The sequence below is a fragment of the Comamonas halotolerans genome (genome assembly GCF_030162935.1).
Taxonomy (GTDB): Bacteria; Pseudomonadota; Gammaproteobacteria; order Burkholderiales; family Burkholderiaceae_C; genus Comamonas; species Comamonas halotolerans.
The window spans coordinates 21,002-39,337 of sequence record NZ_JASAUZ010000008.1; the positions used below are offsets into that span (position 1 = coordinate 21,002).

Sequence of the window (18,336 nt, forward strand, 5' to 3'; positions counted from 1 at the left end):
CAATTTATGCGCCACACAACAGGCGTTGAAGGGTGAAAGTACATGTTGCTGTGCACGACCCGCATGGCAGGAGGAGAATGTCGCCCTTGCGGTTGGGAGTGCTGTCTGGCTCCTGCCTCGGAAACTCAAGAAAAATACGGTATGCAACAACTCACAGAATGGCTCCAGGATCTGAACGGATTGGTCTGGGGCGTCCCAATGATCGTGCTCATCTTGGGAACAGGCTTTTATTTGCAATTACGCCTGGGCTTCATGCCATTGCGCAACATTGGCTATGGCTTTCGCATGATCTGGAAAAGCCGCTCCGTAGATGACAAAGCCCATGGTGATATTTCTCCTTATGCAGCCTTGATGACAGCGCTGTCTGCCACCGTAGGTACTGGCAATATTGCCGGGGTTGCGACGGCGATCGCGGTGGGTGGCCCAGGTGCTGTTTTCTGGATGTGGATGACAGCGCTGGTGGGCATGGCCACCAAATATGCTGAGGTTGTGGTTGCTGTGAAGTACCGGGAAAAGAACGCCAACGGGCAGTGGGTGGGTGGACCCATGTACGCGATCAAGAACGGGCTGTCCCCCAAGTGGCGCTGGCTTGCCACTGCGTTTGCGCTGTTTGGTGGTTTGGGTGGCTTTGGTATTGGTGCCATGGTGCAGGCCAACGGTATTTCCTCGGCCATTGAAGGTGCGTTTGGTCTGGAAACATGGATCACTGGTTTGGTGATTGCAGCCTTGACGGCCGCGGTGGTGCTGGGCGGGATCAAACGCATTGGCGCCGTGGCCGAAAAGCTCGTGCCATCAATGTGCGTGGTGTATATCTTGTGCGTGTTATGGGTGCTGGCATCGTTCTATGAACAGATTCCGGCAGCCTTTGCACTGATTTTTGAGCAAGCTTTCAACCCTACCGCAGCGGTGGGTGGCTTTGCCGGATCGACTGTGTTGATGGCCATTCGCATGGGCGTGGCACGTGGTATTTTCTCTAACGAAGCCGGTTTGGGCACTGCAGGGATTGCGCAGGCCGCAGGCAAGAGCAAAGACCCCGTGTTCTCAGGCATTGTCGGCATGATGGGAACCTTTATCGACACCATCATCGTGTGCACCATGACGGGTCTGGCAATTGTGGTCAGCGGCGTGTGGAACAGTGGTGCCAGCGGGGCTATTTTGAGTACGCAAAGCTTTGAGGCGGCCATGCCAGGTATTGGCAAGTATTTCCTGGCAGTTTCCCTGGCGCTGTTTGCTTTCACCACCATCCTAGGCTGGGCCTATTACGGAGAGAAATGCTGGAACTATCTGGTTGGCCCCGTTTGCGAAAAGCCATTCCGGATTCTGTGGGTGCTGGGCGTGTTTGTGGGGGCTGTTGTCACACTGGATGTGGCGTGGCTGGTAGCAGATACCCTGAATGCGCTGATGGCCATTCCCAATCTGATTTCGCTGCTGCTGCTCTCACCTGTGATTGCCAAGTTGACGAAAGATTACTTTGAGGCCAAAAAACGGGCTTGAGGTAAATCCACCATCTTCACATCAAGAGCGCTGTTGGCGCTGTCTAAACTTGGCATATCTCTCGGAAAGAGAGTCAAGCAGTGGCAGGCCTCAGCGCTTTTTATGCGCCGGGCCTGGGCGCCAAGTTCACATCATCCGAGAAGTAAGCACGCAAGTGCTGCAATGCATTGGGGCTTTTCATGCCAGCGCGCTCAAGTACCTCATCCACGCTGCAACCAGCCTCTATCCACTGCACCAAGACGGTGTTGCGCAGCACCTGGGGCCCCATGCGTGCAGGCTCTGGCAGCTTGGCAGCCAACGCAGCTTGTCTGAGTGTCTTGGTGACCAGGTGCAGCAAAGTGTGGTTGGACAACTGTGGTGCTTTGCGCGTGCAAAACAAGGCGCTCTGTCCTTGCATGGCGTGGTAACCAGCTCGCGCTTGTAGCCAGTAGCGCAATGCCGCGAATAACTTGTCTGAAACGGGGAGGGTGCGGCTTTGCTTGTCACGTGCTCCAACTACCTGGATTGCTTCGATCTTTTGGGGCGCATCTTCAGTCCAGCGCAAGTTTCCCATTTCCAAAAAACGCACTTCTTCGGGCGTTAGCCCTAGCTCCATCAGCAGCATGAGCACAGCGCGGTCACGGCAGCTGATGAGGTCATCCGGAGCAGGTAATTGCCGCTCCAGCGCGCGCCACATACGGGGCGACAAAATAGCTCCTTTGGGATCCTCGCTGGGGGGCAAATCTTGCGCAGTCAGTCCTTGCGCAGGGTTGCTGGACACCCAGTGGTGCAGAAGGGCATGGTCATACACTCGATCGAGCACGCGCCAATAACGTCGGCGGGTGATGTCACTGGGTTGGCTGCGCTTGGGGCTTTGCGGACCGAGGTTGATGAAGGCCAGTACTTGTTGCGGCGTGGCCTGGGCCCACGCATGGGGATCGCCGTCTACATTACCGCCTGCCAGAAAACGTAGCCAGGACTGCCATATAAAGCCGTAGGGTTTGGCGGCATCCGGGCTTAATGGTTCCCAAGGATTCTGGCCACAGGTGAGCAACCAATGCTGGTAGGCATTGTCTCCACGCATGACTGAAATCGAGGCCGCTGAAGAATCTTCCATACAAAAGGTCTGCAAAGCTTGGAAAAAGTTAGGTCAGTGCAGAGCTTACACAACGGATTCATTCATTTAGACCCGCTAATACAACTATTGATACGTTGTTGCTTCGCCTTGTCGTACGCCAGTACTGCCTGCGGCTTCGCGCCTCGTCTCAATCGCAAACCTTCGGTTTGCTGGGTAGTGTTAGCAACTCTTAATGTAGCAAGGAATTGAAGCTGGAACCTGTTGCTGAGAGTTCTTCCACGGCAAGTTCCATCAGTTCTGTGGCGGAGCCTCTGAATTGCAAGGTAGAGATAAAGCCGAGCTTCAATTCTTTGATTTCGAATTTGTCGTAGTTCACCTGTGCTGCACGGATGGATTCAGACAGGGCCTGCATCCTTGCACCAAACGATTGGGCATCTTTGATGCCTAGCAGCAGCAGTGCCAGCTGGTCTTCGCCAATGCGTGCCAGTGTGTCTGTACTGCGTAGTTGATGCTGAAGCAGCTGTGAAAGCTGTCGAAGTACGCTGCCGTAGTTGTGTACCTTCGGCTGCGAGGCAGGTGTTGGATATGGAATGAGCTGGATTATGGCCACGCCGACATGATTGGATTTTTGGCGCGCTGTCAGCAAGCTATTGCTCAAACGGTCCATAAACAGTTTCTCGGAGGGCAGACTGGTTTCTCTGTCATGCAGCTCAGTATGCAAAAGCGTGAGGTCAGGCTCGGTGCGTACACTGACATCACTGATGACTGCAATAAAGTGGTGGGGGCGCTGGAACTCATTCAGTACTGCAGAAATCGACAGGCGCTGCATCCACATCGTGCGGTTGCTGCGCATCAACATGATCTCGTGTTGCCAGTAATGCTGCGTGGCAACGGTTTGCCACAGCTTGCTCATGTCCTCCGAGCCGTCGGCATCTTCATAAAATGATTCCAGACCCACGCCAATGCACTGCTCACGAGATTTCTCCATCATTCGCTCGAAAGCAGGGTTTACATCAGAAATGTTGTGATTGGCATCAACGATGGCCACACCTTCTTTGACATGTTGAAACACGCTGGCGGCAATGCGCAATTGCGCGTCGGTGCGCTTGCGCTCGGAAATGTCTTGTAAAAAGCCCACAAAGAGCGTGCCGGAAGCGGTCAATGCCTTGCCGATGGTCATTTGCAGCGGCACGTGGCGTCCGTCTTTTCGCAGGCCCACCACTTCGCGACCATTGACAGTAATAGGCTTGTTGGGCTGGCCAATGTGTTTGAGCAGATGTCCATTGTGCTGCTCAGCCAGTGGAGAGGGCATGAGCATGGAGATGTTGTGACCAATGACTTCGTCTCTGGAATAACCGAAGATGCGTTGTGCCGCAGCGTTGAAATCTTGAACAATGCCTTTTTCATCGATGGTGATAACGCCGTCTGCAGCAGTTTCGACTGTGGCATTCAAGCGCGCATCACGCACAGAAACGGCTCGCCACAAATCGCGATATCGAAGGATGGCATTGAGCAGCCCCAGGACCAGGAACAAACCCAGAGCCAGAGCTGCAATGAGCAATGCCAATGTGTGGTTGTCGTTGATGTACAGACCATGTACAGCAGATGTATTGCCCGGTGGCGAATTCTCTGCAATGCGCAGTGCGTGCATGGAGCCGTAGTGCATGCTTGAAATGGCAGCTGTCATCAGCAACGCCGGCAAGCACCGCTGGTACCACCGCGTTGTTGCTGCCTTGCGGTGGCATATCCACCGTTGTGTCATGAACGCACCAAGAACAAATGCCAACCCTGCTGCAAATGATGCAAAGGCCCACGGAAACTGAAAGGCGACCTTATCCGGCAGCGGCATAGAAGCAATACCTATGTAGTGCATGGCGGTAAGACCAAGGCTTACCAGCAGGCTGCTGCTAACAATTCTTTGATTGGAAAGGGGCTGTTGCTGCAAAGACCACAAGGCAAACCAGGCAGTCCCAATGCCGCTAGCAATAGAAACACCTGTTCCTAGCAGGCTATAGCTAATAGGTGGAGGGCGATCCATGGCCAGCATGCCGATGAAGTGCATGGACCAGATGCCCAAGCCTAAGACCAGGCTTGAACACAGCAAGGAAACTCGCCTGTGACTCAGTGCCGCTGCTTGGCGGTTGATGTGTGCCATGAGGAATGCAGCACAACTACTGGTGAGAGCCAGTAGTAAAGAAAGTGCCACCAAGCGACTGTTGTGGTGAACCTGGCTGAGATGCGCCACAGTCGAATTGTCAAAAACAATTGGAGTTAACACGTTGATTTCCTTTGGAAAGCGAACGTCGTTTGTTTGTGAATCTACATTACATGACGTAGACAAGACCCCTTGACAATTGCCAACGACACAATTCGCAACATTTGTGAATTCTTTTTATATTTGTCCGATTTGTCTAGAGGAGTAGTGCCGAGAGGGTTTCACTGCGCTGCTGCTGCTTGTAGTCCATTGCGGAAGTGTTCTTGAACAGCGCGACGTGCAGACTCCGCATCACGTGCACAGATGCAGCGCATGATGTCGGAATGTTCCCTGAGACTGTCTTCAATACGGCCTTGACGGAACAAGGATTGATGACGGTTCAGTTTCATGACTTTGCGCAGGTCTGCGACCGTTTGGGTCAGAAAACGGTTGTTGCACAGCTTGAGCAGTTGCAAATGGAACTGCTCATTAAGCTGAAAGAAGAGGTTGGCATCATGAACGGCAGCTTCCAGCTGCTGGTGCATGGTTTTCAGGGCCTGCAGATCAGAATCAGTGGCTTTTTCTGCAACAACTGCGGCAGCATCGCTTTCCAGCAAGGAGAGCAAGTGATAAACATCACGCAAGTCTTGCTCCGAGACCTCGGTGACATATGCACCTCGGCGCACTTTCATAGTGACCAAGCCTTCAGCGGCTAAAACCTTGAGTGCTTCGCGCAATGGAGTGCGGCTGATGCCAAACTCCTCCACCATTTTCATTTCGTCAATCCAGCTTCCGGGCTCCAGCTCACGGTTGTATATACGTTGGCGAATGAGCTCTGCAACCTCTACATACAAAGGTTTGGGGGCAAAAAGGGCGGTCGTATCCGTCATTAGTGTCCTAGTACTAACCCTAGGTAGGGTCCGGTAGTTATGTATTCATAATTATGAATCACAACACGTGCTGGACAACTGGCGTTTTCCAGCAGAAGACCACAATGGAGACGGTTGGAGCCATGGGCATCGATGCAAAGCAGGGCCAGACAGCGGCCACAAAAACAGAAGAATTTCGTACAGCCAGCGTGGCAGATTGGGAGAAGGCCTCGGCCAAGACAGCTCCAGGTGGAGACATCAACAACCTCAACTGGACAACTCCAGACGGTATTACCGTCAAGCCCCTGTATACCGCGGAAGATACGCAAGATCTTCCCTATACCAATACTCTGCCTGGTTTTGAGCCTTATATCCGTGGGCCTCAAAGCACGATGTATGCAGGGCGTCCCTGGACGATCCGCCAATATGCGGGCTTTTCCACTGCCGAAGAATCCAACGCCTTCTACCGCAAGGCTTTGGCTGCGGGTGGTCAAGGCGTTTCAGTCGCGTTTGACCTGGCCACGCACCGTGGTTATGACTCCGACCATCCCCGTGTGACGGGTGACGTGGGCAAGGCTGGTGTGGCGATTGACTCGGTCGAGGACATGAAGATACTGTTTGACCAGATCCCGCTGGACAAGGTGTCTGTTTCCATGACCATGAACGGCGCAGTGCTGCCCGTGCTGGCTGGCTATGTGGTAGCTGCTGAAGAGCAGGGCGTATCACAAGACAAGCTCTCCGGAACCATTCAGAACGACATTCTGAAAGAGTTCATGGTGCGCAACACCTATATCTATCCGCCCAAGCCATCGATGCGCATCATTGGCGACATCATCGAGTACACAAGCAATCACATGCCCAAGTTCAACTCGATCTCGATCTCGGGCTACCACATGCAAGAAGCAGGCGCCAATCAGGCGCTGGAGATGGCGTTTACGCTGGCAGACGGCAAGGAATATGTGAAGACTGCGATTGCCAAGGGCATGGATGTGGATGCTTTTGCCGGGCGTCTGTCCTTCTTCTGGGCAGTAGGCATGAATTTCTATCTTGAAATTGCCAAGATGCGCGCTGCGCGCCTGCTGTGGTGCCGCATCATGAAGGGATTCAATGCCAAGAACCCAAAGAGCCTGATGTTGCGCACACACAGCCAGACTTCGGGTTGGAGCTTGACGGAGCAAGATCCGTACAACAACGTGGTTCGTACCACCATTGAGGCCATGGCTGCTGTGTTTGGCGGTACGCAATCGCTGCACACCAATGCGCTGGACGAAGCCATTGCCTTGCCCACCGAATTTTCGGCCCGTATCGCACGCAATACACAGCTGATCATTCAGGAAGAAACTCACATCACCAACGTGATCGACCCTTGGGCAGGCTCTTACATGATGGAAAAGCTGACCCAGGACATGGCTGACAAGGCCTGGGCCATCATCGAAGAAGTGGATGCGATGGGTGGCATGACCGCGGCAGTGGACAGCGGCTGGGCCAAGCTCAAGATCGAAGCGGCTGCAGCAGAAAAGCAGGCCCGCATCGACTCCGGCAAGGAAGTCATCGTGGGGGTTAACAAATATAAGCTGGCCAAGGAAGACGCTGTTGATATTCTGGAAATTGACAACGTCAAGGTCCGCGAAAGCCAGATCGCCCGTTTGAACAGCATCAAGCAGCAGCGCGATGCTGCCAAGGTGCAGCAGGCTCTGGATGCACTGACCGCAGCCGCAGAAAGCGGTGAGGGCAATCTGCTGGACTTGTCCATCAAGGCGATCCGTTTGCGTGCGACAGTGGGTGAAGTGTCGGACGCGTTGGAAAAAGTTTTTGGCCGCCATCGCGCGGATACCCAAAAGGTGACTGGTGTGTACGCTGCTGCTTATGACTCTGCAGATGGTTGGGAAAAACTCAAGGGAGAAATCAACGCAGCAGCGGAGCAACTGGGCCGTCGTCCTCGCGTGATGATTGCCAAACTGGGGCAGGACGGCCATGACCGCGGCGCTAAAGTCGTGGCCACAGCCTTTGCTGATCTGGGTTTTGACGTGGACATGGGCCCACTGTTCCAGACTCCGGAAGAATGCGCACGCCAGGCCATTGAAAATGACGTGCATGCCGTGGGTGTCTCCACGCTGGCGGCAGGTCATAAAACCCTTGTGCCCGCCATCATTGAAGAGCTGAAAAAACAAGGTGCCGATGACATCATCGTGTTTGTTGGCGGTGTGGTGCCTGCGCAGGATTACGACTTCCTGTTCCAGTCGGGGGTGAAGGGCGTGTACGGCCCTGGTACGCCCATCCCTGCCAGCGCCAAAGATGTGCTGGAGAACATCAAAAAGGCGGCATCGCTCTAAGCAGGCATGCATTGATCAAGAGGATGTTTTGAGTCCAGAGCAAATACAAGCAGGCATCTTGCACGGCAACGCTGCAGTGCAACGCCGAGCGATGGCCAAGGCCATCACCTTGCTGGAGTCGTCGCGCAGCGATCACCGCGAGCAGGCCGATGTCTTGCTGACAAACCTGCTGCCACACACGGGCAAAGCCTTGCGTCTGGGTATCAGCGGTGTGCCGGGAGTGGGCAAATCCACATTCATTGAAGCGCTGGGTTTGTATCTCACTGAGCGCGGTCACAGGGTGGCCGTGCTGGCGATTGATCCTTCTTCCACGGTCTCCGGCGGCTCCATCCTTGGGGACAAGACCCGCATGGAGCAGCTATCGGTCAACCCTCATGCCTATATTCGCCCCAGTCCTTCCAGTGGCACATTGGGCGGGGTTGCGGAGAAAACACGTGAAGCCATGCTGGTTTGTGAAGCTGCGGGCTACGACGTGGTGATCGTGGAGACTGTAGGCGTAGGGCAGAGCGAAATCGCAGTGCATGGCATGACCGATATGTATTGCGTGCTGCAGCTGCCCAATGCGGGCGACGATTTGCAAGCCATCAAAAAGGGTGTGATGGAGCGCGCAGACCTGGTGCTGATCAACAAAGCGGATATTGATCCGAACGCGGCGACCAGAGCGGAGGCGCAGATCACTTCAAGTTTGCGTTTGCTGGGCATGCACGGAAATCCAGAGCATGCCAGCCATAACGAGCTGTTGTGGCAGCCCAAGGTGCTGCAGCTCAGTGCCTTGAAAGCCCAGGGTGTGGACCGTTTCTGGGAGCTGGTTCAAAGCTTTCAACAAACACAAACAGGCAATGGGCGCCTTGCTTTGCGCCGTGAACAGCAGTCGCTGGCATGGATGTGGGAACGTATCGATGCAGGACTCAAACAAGCGTTCAAGCAGCATCCGCAGGTTAAAGCCTTACTCCCTCGATTCCAAACTGATGTTGCGCAAGGCGTTCTGCCAGCGAGCACCGCAGCAAGGCAGTTGCTGGCTGCGCATTTGGGTCCGCCTGTTTGCGCCAGCAATGATGAGTCCAGGGGCTGAAATTCCAACTGGATCCATCAATCGACATTACATGATTTACTAAGTTACCCACTCTATTTAAAGAGCATCTGAGGAAGACATATGGAACACAACAACATCCTTGCCCAGCTCGACGCCAAAAGAGATCTGGCACGCTTGGGCGGTGGTCAAAAGCGCATTGATGCGCAACACAAAAAAGGGAAGCTGACTGCCCGTGAGCGTATCGAGTTGCTGCTCGATGACGGCTCGTTTGAAGAGTGGGATATGTTCGTCGAGCATCGCTGCACCGACTTCGGCATGGAAGAGACCAAAATTCCTGGCGATGGTGTGGTAACCGGCTACGGCATGATCAATGGCCGCTTGGTGTTCGTGTTCAGCCAGGACTTCACCGTGTTTGGTGGTGCGCTGTCCGAGACGCATGCAGAGAAGATCTGCAAGGTGATGGACCAAGCCATGAAGGTCGGGGCACCTGTCATTGGGTTGAATGATTCCGGTGGTGCGCGCATTCAAGAAGGCGTTGCAAGTTTGGGTGGCTATGCCGACGTTTTCCAAAAGAACGTGCTGGCATCGGGTGTTGTGCCGCAAATCTCCATGATCATGGGGCCTTGCGCAGGTGGTGCGGTGTACTCGCCTGCCATGACCGACTTCATCTTCATGGTCAAGGACAGCTCCTATATGTTTGTGACCGGCCCAGAGGTGGTCAAGACGGTGACGCATGAAGAAGTCACCGCCGAAGAACTTGGTGGAGCCGTCACCCACACCAGCAAGAGCGGTGTGGCCGACATGGCCTTCGACAACGATGTTGAAGCGTTGATGATGCTGCGTCGTCTGTACAACTATCTGCCGCTGAACAACAAGGAAAAGGCACCGGTGCGTGCAACGACCGACCGTGCAGATCGCGCCGATATGTCGCTGGACAGCCTTGTGCCCGAGAACGCCAACAAGCCCTACGACATGAAGGAGCTGATTCTCAAGACCGTGGACGACGGCGATTTCTTCGAGTTGCAGCCTGACTACGCCAAAAACATCATCATTGGCTTCGCCCGCATGGCAGGCCAGACCGTGGGCATCGTGGCCAACCAGCCGCTGGTGCTGGCGGGCTGCCTGGATATCAAGAGTTCCATCAAGGCCGCGCGTTTTGTGCGCTTTTGTGATGCCTTCAACATTCCCGTCATCACCTTTGTCGACGTACCAGGCTTTATGCCTGGCACATCGCAAGAGTACGGCGGCATCATCAAGCACGGTGCCAAGCTCTTGTACGCATACGCTGAATGCACGGTGCCGAAGATTACCGTGATTACCCGCAAGGCCTACGGTGGCGCTTATGACGTGATGGCGTCCAAACACCTGCGCGGCGACGTGAACCTGGCCTGGCCACATGCTGAAATTGCCGTGATGGGCGCCAAGGGCGCGGTGGAAATCATCTTCCGTGAAGACAAAAACGACCCCGAGAAACTGGCGGCTCGTGAAGCCGAATACAAGGCCCGCTTTGCAAATCCGTTTGTGGCCGGTGCCCGTGGCTTTATCGACGATGTGATTCAGCCGCACGAAACGCGCAAGCGCATCTGCCGTTCTTTGGAAATGCTCAAGAATAAGCAGCTCGAGAACCCATGGCGCAAGCACGGCAACATTCCGCTGTAAGAACAACAAGAACAAGGAGATAAGCACATGTTCAGCAAAATTTTGATCGCCAATCGTGGCGAAATCGCTTGCCGCGTGATTGCGACCGCCCGCAAGATGGGTATCGCCACCGTGGCTGTGTATTCTGATGCCGACAAGGAAGCCCGCCATGTGAAGCTGGCCGACGAGGCCGTGCATATTGGCCCGGCGCCAAGCCGCGAGTCGTATTTGGTGGCTGATCGCATCATTGCTGCAGCCAAGCAAACGGGCGCCCAGGCCATTCACCCCGGCTACGGCTTTTTGAGTGAAAACGAAGCGTTCGCCAAACGCTGCGAGGAAGAGGGCATTGCCTTTATTGGCCCCAAGGCGCACTCGATTGCCGCCATGGGTGACAAGATCGCCTCCAAAAAACTGGCCAACGAAGCCAAGGTCAACACCATTCCCGGCTACAACGACCCGATTGCCGGGCCAGAACAGGCTGTGGAAATTGCCAAGAACATTGGCTATCCAGTGATGATCAAGGCTTCCGCTGGCGGCGGCGGCAAGGGCTTGCGCGTGGCTTTCAATGACAAGGAAGCATTCGATGGCTTTGCGTCCTGCCAGAATGAAGCTCGCAACAGCTTTGGTGATGACCGCATCTTCATCGAAAAGTTTGTCGAGCAGCCGCGCCACATTGAAATCCAGATTCTGGGTGACAGTCACGGCAACGTGATCTACCTGAATGAGCGTGAGTGCTCCATTCAGCGCCGTCACCAGAAGGTGATTGAAGAAGCGCCTTCACCTTTTATTTCAGATGAAACTCGCAAAGCCATGGGTGAGCAGGCTGTGGCCCTGGCAAAGGCTGTGCAGTATCAGTCTGCAGGTACGGTGGAATTTGTGGTGGGCAAGAACCAGGACTTCTACTTCCTGGAAATGAACACCCGTCTGCAGGTGGAGCACCCTGTGACTGAGTGCATCACAGGGCTGGACTTGGTCGAACAGATGATCCGCGTGGCAGCGGGTGAGAAGCTGAGCATCAAGCAGGAAGACGTCAAGCGCGACGGCTGGGCTATTGAGTGCCGTATCAATGCGGAGGATCCATTCCGCAACTTCCTGCCATCCACTGGCCGTCTGGTGCGCTTCAATCCGCCAGAGCAGTCGATGTGGCAAGCAGATACCGAGCACCTGCATGGCGTGCGTGTGGATACCGGCGTGGTCGATGGGGGCGAGATTCCCATGTTCTACGACTCGATGATCGCCAAGCTCATCGTGCACGGCAAAGATCGCAACGATGCCATCGCCAAGATGCGCGAAGCACTCAACGGATTTGTGATTCGCGGCATCAGCTCTAACATTCCATTCCAGGCAGCACTGCTGGCCCATCCGAAGTTCCAGAGCGGTGACTTCAACACGGGCTTTATCGCTGAGCACTATGCTCACGGTTTCAATGCCAGCGATGTGCCGCATGCTGATCCAGACTTCCTGGTTGCGCTGGCGGCGCACATGAACCGCCGTTACCGCGCGCGTGCAGCCACCATCAGCGGTCAAATGCGTGGTCATGAACTGGTGGTTTCTGCCAATTACACCGTTGTCTTGCTCGGTGCAGAAGGCCAGAATCAGCACTTTGAAACCACAGTGTCTGATTTTGACTATGACAGCCGCAAGAGTACGGTGACATTGAACGGCAAAAGCTATGAGTTCCAAAGCCATAGCCCCATGCGTGAGTTGCGTCTGCAAGGCACATGCAATGGGCAGCCATTCACAGTGCAGGTGGAGCGTGGTACGCCCAAGAACCCATTGGTTTTGCGCATCACTCACAACGGCACGCAGGTGGATGCGCTGGTGCTTTCTCCGTTGGGAGCCAAACTGCACGCGTTGATGCCTTACAAGGCACCGCCAGACATGTCCAAATTCCTGCTTTCACCCATGCCCGGCTTGCTGGTGGATGTGGCGGTACAGCCCGGCCAAAAGGTGCAGGCAGGCGAGAAACTGGCCGTGATTGAAGCCATGAAGATGGAAAACATTCTTTTTGCTTCTCAAGACGGCGTGGTCAGCAAGGTGAGTGCTGCCAAGGGCGACTCACTGGCTGTGGATGACGTCATCATCGAATTTGAATGATGTTTGCGCGTCAGTGACTTGCCACTGCACTGACACAGCTGCAGTAGCAATCCATGTCACACTGACCTGAAAAGCCCGCTCGGCTGTTGCGCCGGGTGGGCTTTTCTATCCATTGCGTGAATGCGTTTCTTCAGTCTCCTGAAACAGCGTTTCTGAGGCTTGAATGGATAACCATACACTTTCACGTTTCATCTATCACCTCTATCAGAAAGCATGGTCTCTAGTTTCAGCACCCGTCTCGTCCTTGCCCTCAGATGCCTGCTTGCGTTGGCAGGTGCTCTGCTTGTGGGGGATGCGCTGATGCTCATGGCGATAAGGCATTTCAACGTCGGCGTTGTTGTGCCAGCTGCGGTGGGGACTGCTGCTTTGCTGGTGGCATGGAAATGGCAGTCTCTGCGTGTCTGGCGTTTGGCAAAGCCTTGGCATGAACGGGTCTGGCGCTTGGGCTGGTTGCTATTTGCCATGTGGTTGCTGAGTTTGATTTTCTTCTGGAACCATTTGCTACGTCTGGGTTTGCAACCTGCCCAGGTGCCTGCAGTGCAATCCATTGTTGTGCTGGGCAGCGGCACGCTCAACGGGCATCCCCGACCAGCGCTGGCTGCACGGCTCGAAACCGCAGCCGAGCTGGCAAAGCTGCAGCCCCATGCCTTGGTGGCCGTGTGTGGTGGTGTGGATTGGGGAGAAAAAGAGTCTGAAGCCGAGGTGATGGCCCGCTATTTGAATGAGCGCCATGGCATTGCGCTAGAGCGTTTGGTGCTGGAAAAAGAAAGCACCAGCACAGAGCTCAATCTCAAACTCAGCCGCCCCTTGCTTGCCGAGCGAGGCGTGGCAGCGGATGCACCAGTAGCCGTTGTCAGCAGTGATTTTCATCTGTTGCGAGCCTCGCGCATTGCGCAGCAGCAACAACTGAGCAGTGTCTATCCCGTCGCTGCGCCCACGCCATTGATGATTCGCTTCAACGCGTGGTTACGTGAATATTTTGCAACCATTAGCAGCTGGCTGCTAGGTGAAATATAGAAATTAGCAAACAAGCTGTGATGCGTGCCTTGGGCATGCCAACAGCAGTCAATCAAGGAGTACATTCGATGAACCAACGTCCTTTTAAAGTGCTGGGTATCCAACAAGTCGCAATTGGCGGTACCGACAAGCAACGCATGAAAAAGCTGTGGGTGGATATGCTGGGTTTGGAGCAAACTGGCACCTTCCAAAGCGAGCGTGAGAATGTGGATGAAGACATTCTGGCCATGGGCAAGGGGGCGATGAAGGTAGAGGTGGACATCATGCAGCCCATGGACATCGAGAAAAAGCCTGCAGTGCACGCGACACCGCTGAATCACATTGGGCTGTGGATTGACGACTTGCCCAAAGCGGTTGAATGGTTGACGGCACAGGGGGTGCGTTTTGCACCTGGTGGCATTCGCAAAGGTGCTGCAGGCTATGACATTACCTTTTTGCACCCCAAGAGCAACGACGAGTTTCCCATTGCCGGCGAGGGCGTTTTGATTGAACTGGTGCAGGCTCCTGCTGATGTGATCGCTGCATTGGGTTAAGTCAATCCGGGAGGGCGCTGTGCGCTGGGTTGCCATATTCACTGACACACCTGCCATGCTGGCCGTGCGTGCGGAGCACGGTCAGGCACATCTGGATTTTCTGGCGCAGCATCAGGGTGAGATTTTGATTGCAGGGGGCTGTCGCCACGAACCGGAAGGTGATTACATCGGAGGGCTGTGGGTGATGGAGGTTGCTAGCCGTGAACAAGCGGTGGAATTGATCTCACAAGACCCTTATTTCATTCTTGGTGCGCGTCGGTATGAGCTGCGCACTTGGGGCAAGGCCTTTGTAGGCCAGCAGGTGATGCTCTGAGTCTTGGTCAAAGCGCAGTCAAGTGCTTTAACTGCTTTGCCGCACCACCAACTCGTACCCCAAATCCACTTGCTGATGGCTGGCGCTGCTGTTTTGGATCAGCTCCAGCAGCAGTTTTGCGCTTGCTGAGCCAATCGCTTTGCGAGGGGTGCGAATGGTGGTCAGCGGTGGAACCATCTGGTCACTGCCAGACAGATCGTTGAACCCGACGATGGCAACTTGCTTGGGCACCTGAATGCCTCGGCGCATAGCTTCCAGCAAGGCCCCTTGAGCGATGTCATCGTTGCAAAAGAAAATGGCATCCACCGTTGGATCCTTTTCCAGCACATGTGCCAGCAACTCCGCGCCCAGCGCCATGGATGTGGGCTGCGGCCACAGATATTCCAGGTCAGGCGTATATACACCGTGTGCTTGCAAGACACGGCGCCAGCCGCTCGCACGTTGGCGCACACGCGCATCCAGTTGTCCTGCACAAAAAGCAATGCGCCGATAGCCACGTTGCAGCAGGTGTTCGGTCAGTTCTGCTCCAGCATCTTCCTGTGAGAAGCCGACACTCAAAGGCCCACCCGGAGGCGCCAGCTCCATCATGTGCACGCAGGGGATGCCACTTTTTTCCAGCAGTGCCTGTGCTGCAGCACTATGGTCAAAGCCAGTCAGCAAAAGTCCTGCCGGGCGCAAAGGCAAGTAAGTGTTGAGCAGCTGTTCTTCTTCTGCACGGTCGTAGTGCGTCACGCCGATCAGCGGGTGATAACCCGCAGCGAACAAGACTTTGTGGATTGCATCCAGAAGATCCACAAATAAGGCATTCGATAAGAGAGGCACCAAAACCAGTACCTGGTTGCTTTTTTGTGAGGCCAGGGCGCGTGCAGCTGGATCTGGTACATAGCCCATGCTTTGCGCCATTTTTTGAATCTGTTGCACCAAATCGGGATGAACCCGACGTTCACCTCGCAAAGCGCGAGAAACTGTCATGGAGCTGACACCTACGGCCTGCGCCACGTCACTCAAAGTCACCCTTCCGCTTGCACGCGATGAACGTGTTTTCTGCGGCGCTTTCCCTGTGGAAAGGGCCTGCGGAGATGGGGACAAAGCGGGGGGTACAGAGCGTTTGGGCAAGGGAATATCCGGGGGTAAGAAAGCTGGATTCTATTTATGATAGCGCTAACCGAGGCCGCATAATGTCGCATTTTCAATGGTGCCGCAGTCTGCAACCTGATACTAACTTGATGGTGCTTCAGGATTTTTGTCCCAGTCGCTGCGGCGTCTTTTTTTTCTGCTCTATGGATAGCGCTAACCAATACTATTACCCATACGCTTTGGTCATCATGGGGGTTTCAGGATGCGGTAAATCCAGCGTCGCTCAGATGCTTGGGCAGCGCCTGGGGTGGACGGTCTATGAAGGTGATGTTTATCACCCGGATAGCAATATCCGCAAGATGCAAGCAGGTGTCGCGCTGACAGATCATGACCGCCAGGGCTGGCTCTCGGATCTTGCCCGGTTGTTGTCTCAAGCCACGGTGCAAAAAGGCATGGTATTGACATGCTCGGCACTCAAGCACAAATACCGTGAGCAACTGCGCAGTGCCTTGCCTGCAGGTGCTGTGGGCTTTGTATTTTTGGATCTCAGCTACGCAATGGCCTTGGAGCGCGTGCAATCACGGCAAGGACATTTTTTTTCGGCTGATTTGGTGGCCAACCAATTTCAGACCCTGGAACGCCCTGATGCAGAAGCGGGCGTTTTGACGGTCAATGCTTCACAGCCACTCTCCGACATTGTGCAAAGCACGACGCAGTGGCTCGATGAAGCCGCTCCGCAATCGTATTGATAGGAACTTTCAGCCATGAGCTCAAAAAAGCCGCAAGTCCCGCTAACCCCGTCTAAAAACCTGCTGCAACGTGCTGCGGAGTTATTCATGGTGCTCGCGCTGGCTGGCATGGTGATTGCCGTGTTTGTCAACGTTGTGCTGCGCTATGTGTTCAATACCAGCATCGTTTCTTACGAAGAAATCTCACGGCTGCTTTTCGTATGGCTGGTCGCCGTAGGCTCCATCGTGGCCGCTTTTGAAGGCAGCCATCTGGGCTTTGATCTGCTGACTTCACGGCTCAGTCCCGGGTGGAGCAAGGTGTTCTTCTATGTCTCGCAAATGATCATCGTGGTCTGCATGTTGATGCTGGTGTGGGGATCGTGGGCCCAGGTGCAAGCGGGCATGGACAGCTTCAGCACTGTGCTGGGTTACCCGCTGGCTTTGGGGGCTGCCGCTACCTTGGTACTGGCGTTAGGCATGTTGGCTGTCAGCGTACGCAATCTTCGACGTGGTTCCGCACTGCCAGTATCGTCAGAAGCACTGGATGTCGAATAAGAAGGGCAGCACATGTTGGTCACTTTCATTTTTCTGGCTGCACTCATTGGTGGCATGACCATTGGCATGCCGATCGCGCATGCACTGGTGCTGACGGGTGTTGCCCTGATGTGGCATCTGGATTTTTTCGATACCCAGTTGCTGGCGCAAAACCTGCAGGCGGGATTTGACAATTTCCCGCTGCTGGCCGTTCCGTTCTTCATACTCGCAGGTGAATTGATGAATGCGGGTGGACTGTCGCGTCGCATCATTGATCTGGCCAGTGCTTTTGTGGGACATATTCGCGGAGGTCTGGGCTATGTGGCGATAGGAGCCGCCGTGCTGCTGGCTTCCATGAGTGGTTCTGCCATCGCTGATACCGCTGCACTGGCCACCATCCTGCTGCCCATGATGCGTGACCAGAAATACCCAGACAGTTACAGCTCCGGGCTGCTGGCATCGGGCGGCATCATTGCGCCCATCATTCCGCCTTCCATGCCGTTTGTGATCTATGGCGTAACCACCAATACCTCGATCAGCAAACTGTTTCTCAGTGGCATCGTTCCGGGTCTGATCATGGGTGTATTTTTGATTGCGGCTTGGACATTTATTGCCCGCAAACACAATCTTTCCAGTGGTCAGCGAGTAGGCTGGGGCCCACGCATGAAAGCCCTGGTCAACAGTTTCTGGGCCATGATGATGCCCGTCATCATTCTTGGAGGTTTGAAGGGCGGCATTTTTACGCCTACGGAAGCAGCCGTGGTTGCAGCCGTGTATGCGCTCTTCGTTTCCATGGTGATCTACCGTGAACTGAGCTGGGCCAAGCTCTACCATGTGTTCTTGTCAGCGGCCAAAACCACAGCAGTGGTGATGTTCCTGTGTGGTGCTGCCACTGTGACGGCCTACATGATCACCCTGGCTGATTTGCCCAATATGTTGGCGGATACTTTTGCAGATGTGATGCACAGCCCCATGCTGTTCATGGCATTGATGATGCTGTTCCTGCTGGTGGTTGGCACAGCCATGGACCTGACGCCCACCATCCTGATTTTCGGCCCCGTCTGCGCACCGCTGGCCATGAAGGCCGGCATCGACCCGGTCTACTTCGGCTTCATGTTCATCTATGTGGGATGTATTGGTCTGATCACCCCGCCCGTAGGCACGGTGCAAAACGTGGTGGCCGGGGTGGGGCGCATACGCATGGAAACCGTCATCAAGGGGACCAGCCCCTTTCTGCTGGCGTATGTGTTTCTGGCCATCTTGCTCATCATTTTTCCAGAGATCGTGACTGCGCCTTTGAAGTGGATGCACTGATCCCATGCTGACATGGCTGGTCTGCTGACGTTAGCAAGCAGGCGGCTTGTGTGAAATCAAAGCTAACAAACCTAACCCACAGGGCATATTGCCCACCTGTTTGAG

Annotated in this window: 15 protein-coding genes and 1 pseudogene; 11 read left to right on the plus strand and 5 right to left on the minus strand. The window is 54.7% G+C overall.

The window, feature by feature from the left end; genetic code table 11:
- The first annotated feature begins 141 nt into the window (after window positions 1-141).
- Entirely contained in the window at window positions 142-1,494 is a 1,353-nt protein-coding gene (locus QEP11_RS06330; protein ID WP_284335800.1) for an alanine/glycine:cation symporter family protein, read from the plus strand.
- Window positions 1,495-1,594: 100 nt separating this feature from the next.
- Here the strand turns inward: QEP11_RS06330 and QEP11_RS06335 are convergent, their stop codons facing one another.
- From QEP11_RS06335 to QEP11_RS06345, 4 genes and pseudogenes are all read right to left on the minus strand, one after another.
- Window positions 1,595-2,590 carry a tyrosine-type recombinase/integrase gene (locus QEP11_RS06335; RefSeq protein ID WP_284335801.1) on the minus strand — a complete coding sequence of 332 codons (996 nt, stop codon included), beginning with the start codon at window positions 2,588-2,590 and terminating at the stop codon, window positions 1,595-1,597.
- Window positions 2,591-2,780: 190 nt separating this feature from the next.
- Entirely contained in the window at window positions 2,781-4,238 is a 1,458-nt protein-coding gene (locus QEP11_RS06340) for a PAS domain-containing protein (protein ID WP_284335802.1), read from the minus strand.
- A gap of 234 nt (window positions 4,239-4,472) precedes the next feature.
- Window positions 4,473-4,706: pseudogene (locus QEP11_RS18995) on the minus strand (MHYT domain-containing protein); the annotation flags it as partial.
- Between the two features lie 281 nt (window positions 4,707-4,987).
- Window positions 4,988-5,635 (minus strand): GntR family transcriptional regulator, encoded by a 648-nt coding sequence (locus QEP11_RS06345; protein WP_284335803.1) that lies wholly within the window; start codon window positions 5,633-5,635, stop codon window positions 4,988-4,990.
- 104 nt (window positions 5,636-5,739) lie between these two features.
- On the opposite strand from QEP11_RS06345, the gene scpA reads away from it, so the two are divergent.
- From scpA to QEP11_RS06380, 7 genes are all read left to right on the plus strand, one after another.
- Complete coding sequence (scpA, locus tag QEP11_RS06350) at window positions 5,740-7,947, plus strand: methylmalonyl-CoA mutase (RefSeq protein WP_413788688.1); 2,208 nt, start codon at window positions 5,740-5,742, stop codon at window positions 7,945-7,947.
- A gap of 28 nt (window positions 7,948-7,975) precedes the next feature.
- Window positions 7,976-9,019, plus strand: coding sequence for a methylmalonyl Co-A mutase-associated GTPase MeaB (meaB, locus tag QEP11_RS06355; RefSeq protein WP_284335804.1), 1,044 nt, complete (start codon window positions 7,976-7,978; stop codon window positions 9,017-9,019).
- A gap of 81 nt (window positions 9,020-9,100) precedes the next feature.
- Window positions 9,101-10,639, plus strand: coding sequence for an acyl-CoA carboxylase subunit beta (locus QEP11_RS06360; RefSeq protein WP_284335805.1), 1,539 nt, complete (start codon window positions 9,101-9,103; stop codon window positions 10,637-10,639).
- Window positions 10,640-10,666: 27 nt separating this feature from the next.
- Window positions 10,667-12,715 (plus strand): acetyl-CoA carboxylase biotin carboxylase subunit, encoded by a 2,049-nt coding sequence (gene accC / locus QEP11_RS06365; RefSeq protein ID WP_284335806.1) that lies wholly within the window; start codon window positions 10,667-10,669, stop codon window positions 12,713-12,715.
- 213 nt (window positions 12,716-12,928) lie between these two features.
- Window positions 12,929-13,732 carry a YdcF family protein gene (locus tag QEP11_RS06370; protein WP_284335807.1) on the plus strand — a complete coding sequence of 268 codons (804 nt, stop codon included), beginning with the start codon at window positions 12,929-12,931 and terminating at the stop codon, window positions 13,730-13,732.
- 68 nt (window positions 13,733-13,800) lie between these two features.
- On the plus strand, window positions 13,801-14,265 hold the full coding sequence (locus QEP11_RS06375; protein WP_284335808.1) for a VOC family protein: 465 nt from the start codon (window positions 13,801-13,803) through the stop codon (window positions 14,263-14,265).
- Between the two features lie 19 nt (window positions 14,266-14,284).
- Window positions 14,285-14,578, plus strand: a complete 294-nt coding sequence (locus QEP11_RS06380) for a YciI family protein (protein ID WP_284335809.1) — start codon at window positions 14,285-14,287, stop codon at window positions 14,576-14,578.
- A 27-nt stretch (window positions 14,579-14,605) separates the two neighbouring features.
- Here the strand turns inward: QEP11_RS06380 and gntR are convergent, their stop codons facing one another.
- Window positions 14,606-15,667 carry an HTH-type transcriptional regulator GntR gene (gene gntR, locus QEP11_RS06385; RefSeq protein WP_284335843.1) on the minus strand — a complete coding sequence of 354 codons (1,062 nt, stop codon included), beginning with the start codon at window positions 15,665-15,667 and terminating at the stop codon, window positions 14,606-14,608.
- Between the two features lie 236 nt (window positions 15,668-15,903).
- On the opposite strand from gntR, the gene QEP11_RS06390 reads away from it, so the two are divergent.
- From QEP11_RS06390 to QEP11_RS06400, 3 genes are read left to right on the plus strand one after another with little or no spacing between them, the layout of a single operon-like run.
- Window positions 15,904-16,404 carry a gluconokinase gene (locus QEP11_RS06390; RefSeq protein ID WP_284335844.1) on the plus strand — a complete coding sequence of 167 codons (501 nt, stop codon included), beginning with the start codon at window positions 15,904-15,906 and terminating at the stop codon, window positions 16,402-16,404.
- A gap of 15 nt (window positions 16,405-16,419) precedes the next feature.
- Window positions 16,420-16,938, plus strand: coding sequence for a TRAP transporter small permease (locus QEP11_RS06395; protein ID WP_284335810.1), 519 nt, complete (start codon window positions 16,420-16,422; stop codon window positions 16,936-16,938).
- A 12-nt stretch (window positions 16,939-16,950) separates the two neighbouring features.
- Window positions 16,951-18,231 carry a TRAP transporter large permease gene (locus tag QEP11_RS06400; protein WP_284335811.1) on the plus strand — a complete coding sequence of 427 codons (1,281 nt, stop codon included), beginning with the start codon at window positions 16,951-16,953 and terminating at the stop codon, window positions 18,229-18,231.
- Window positions 18,232-18,336 lie beyond the last annotated feature (105 nt).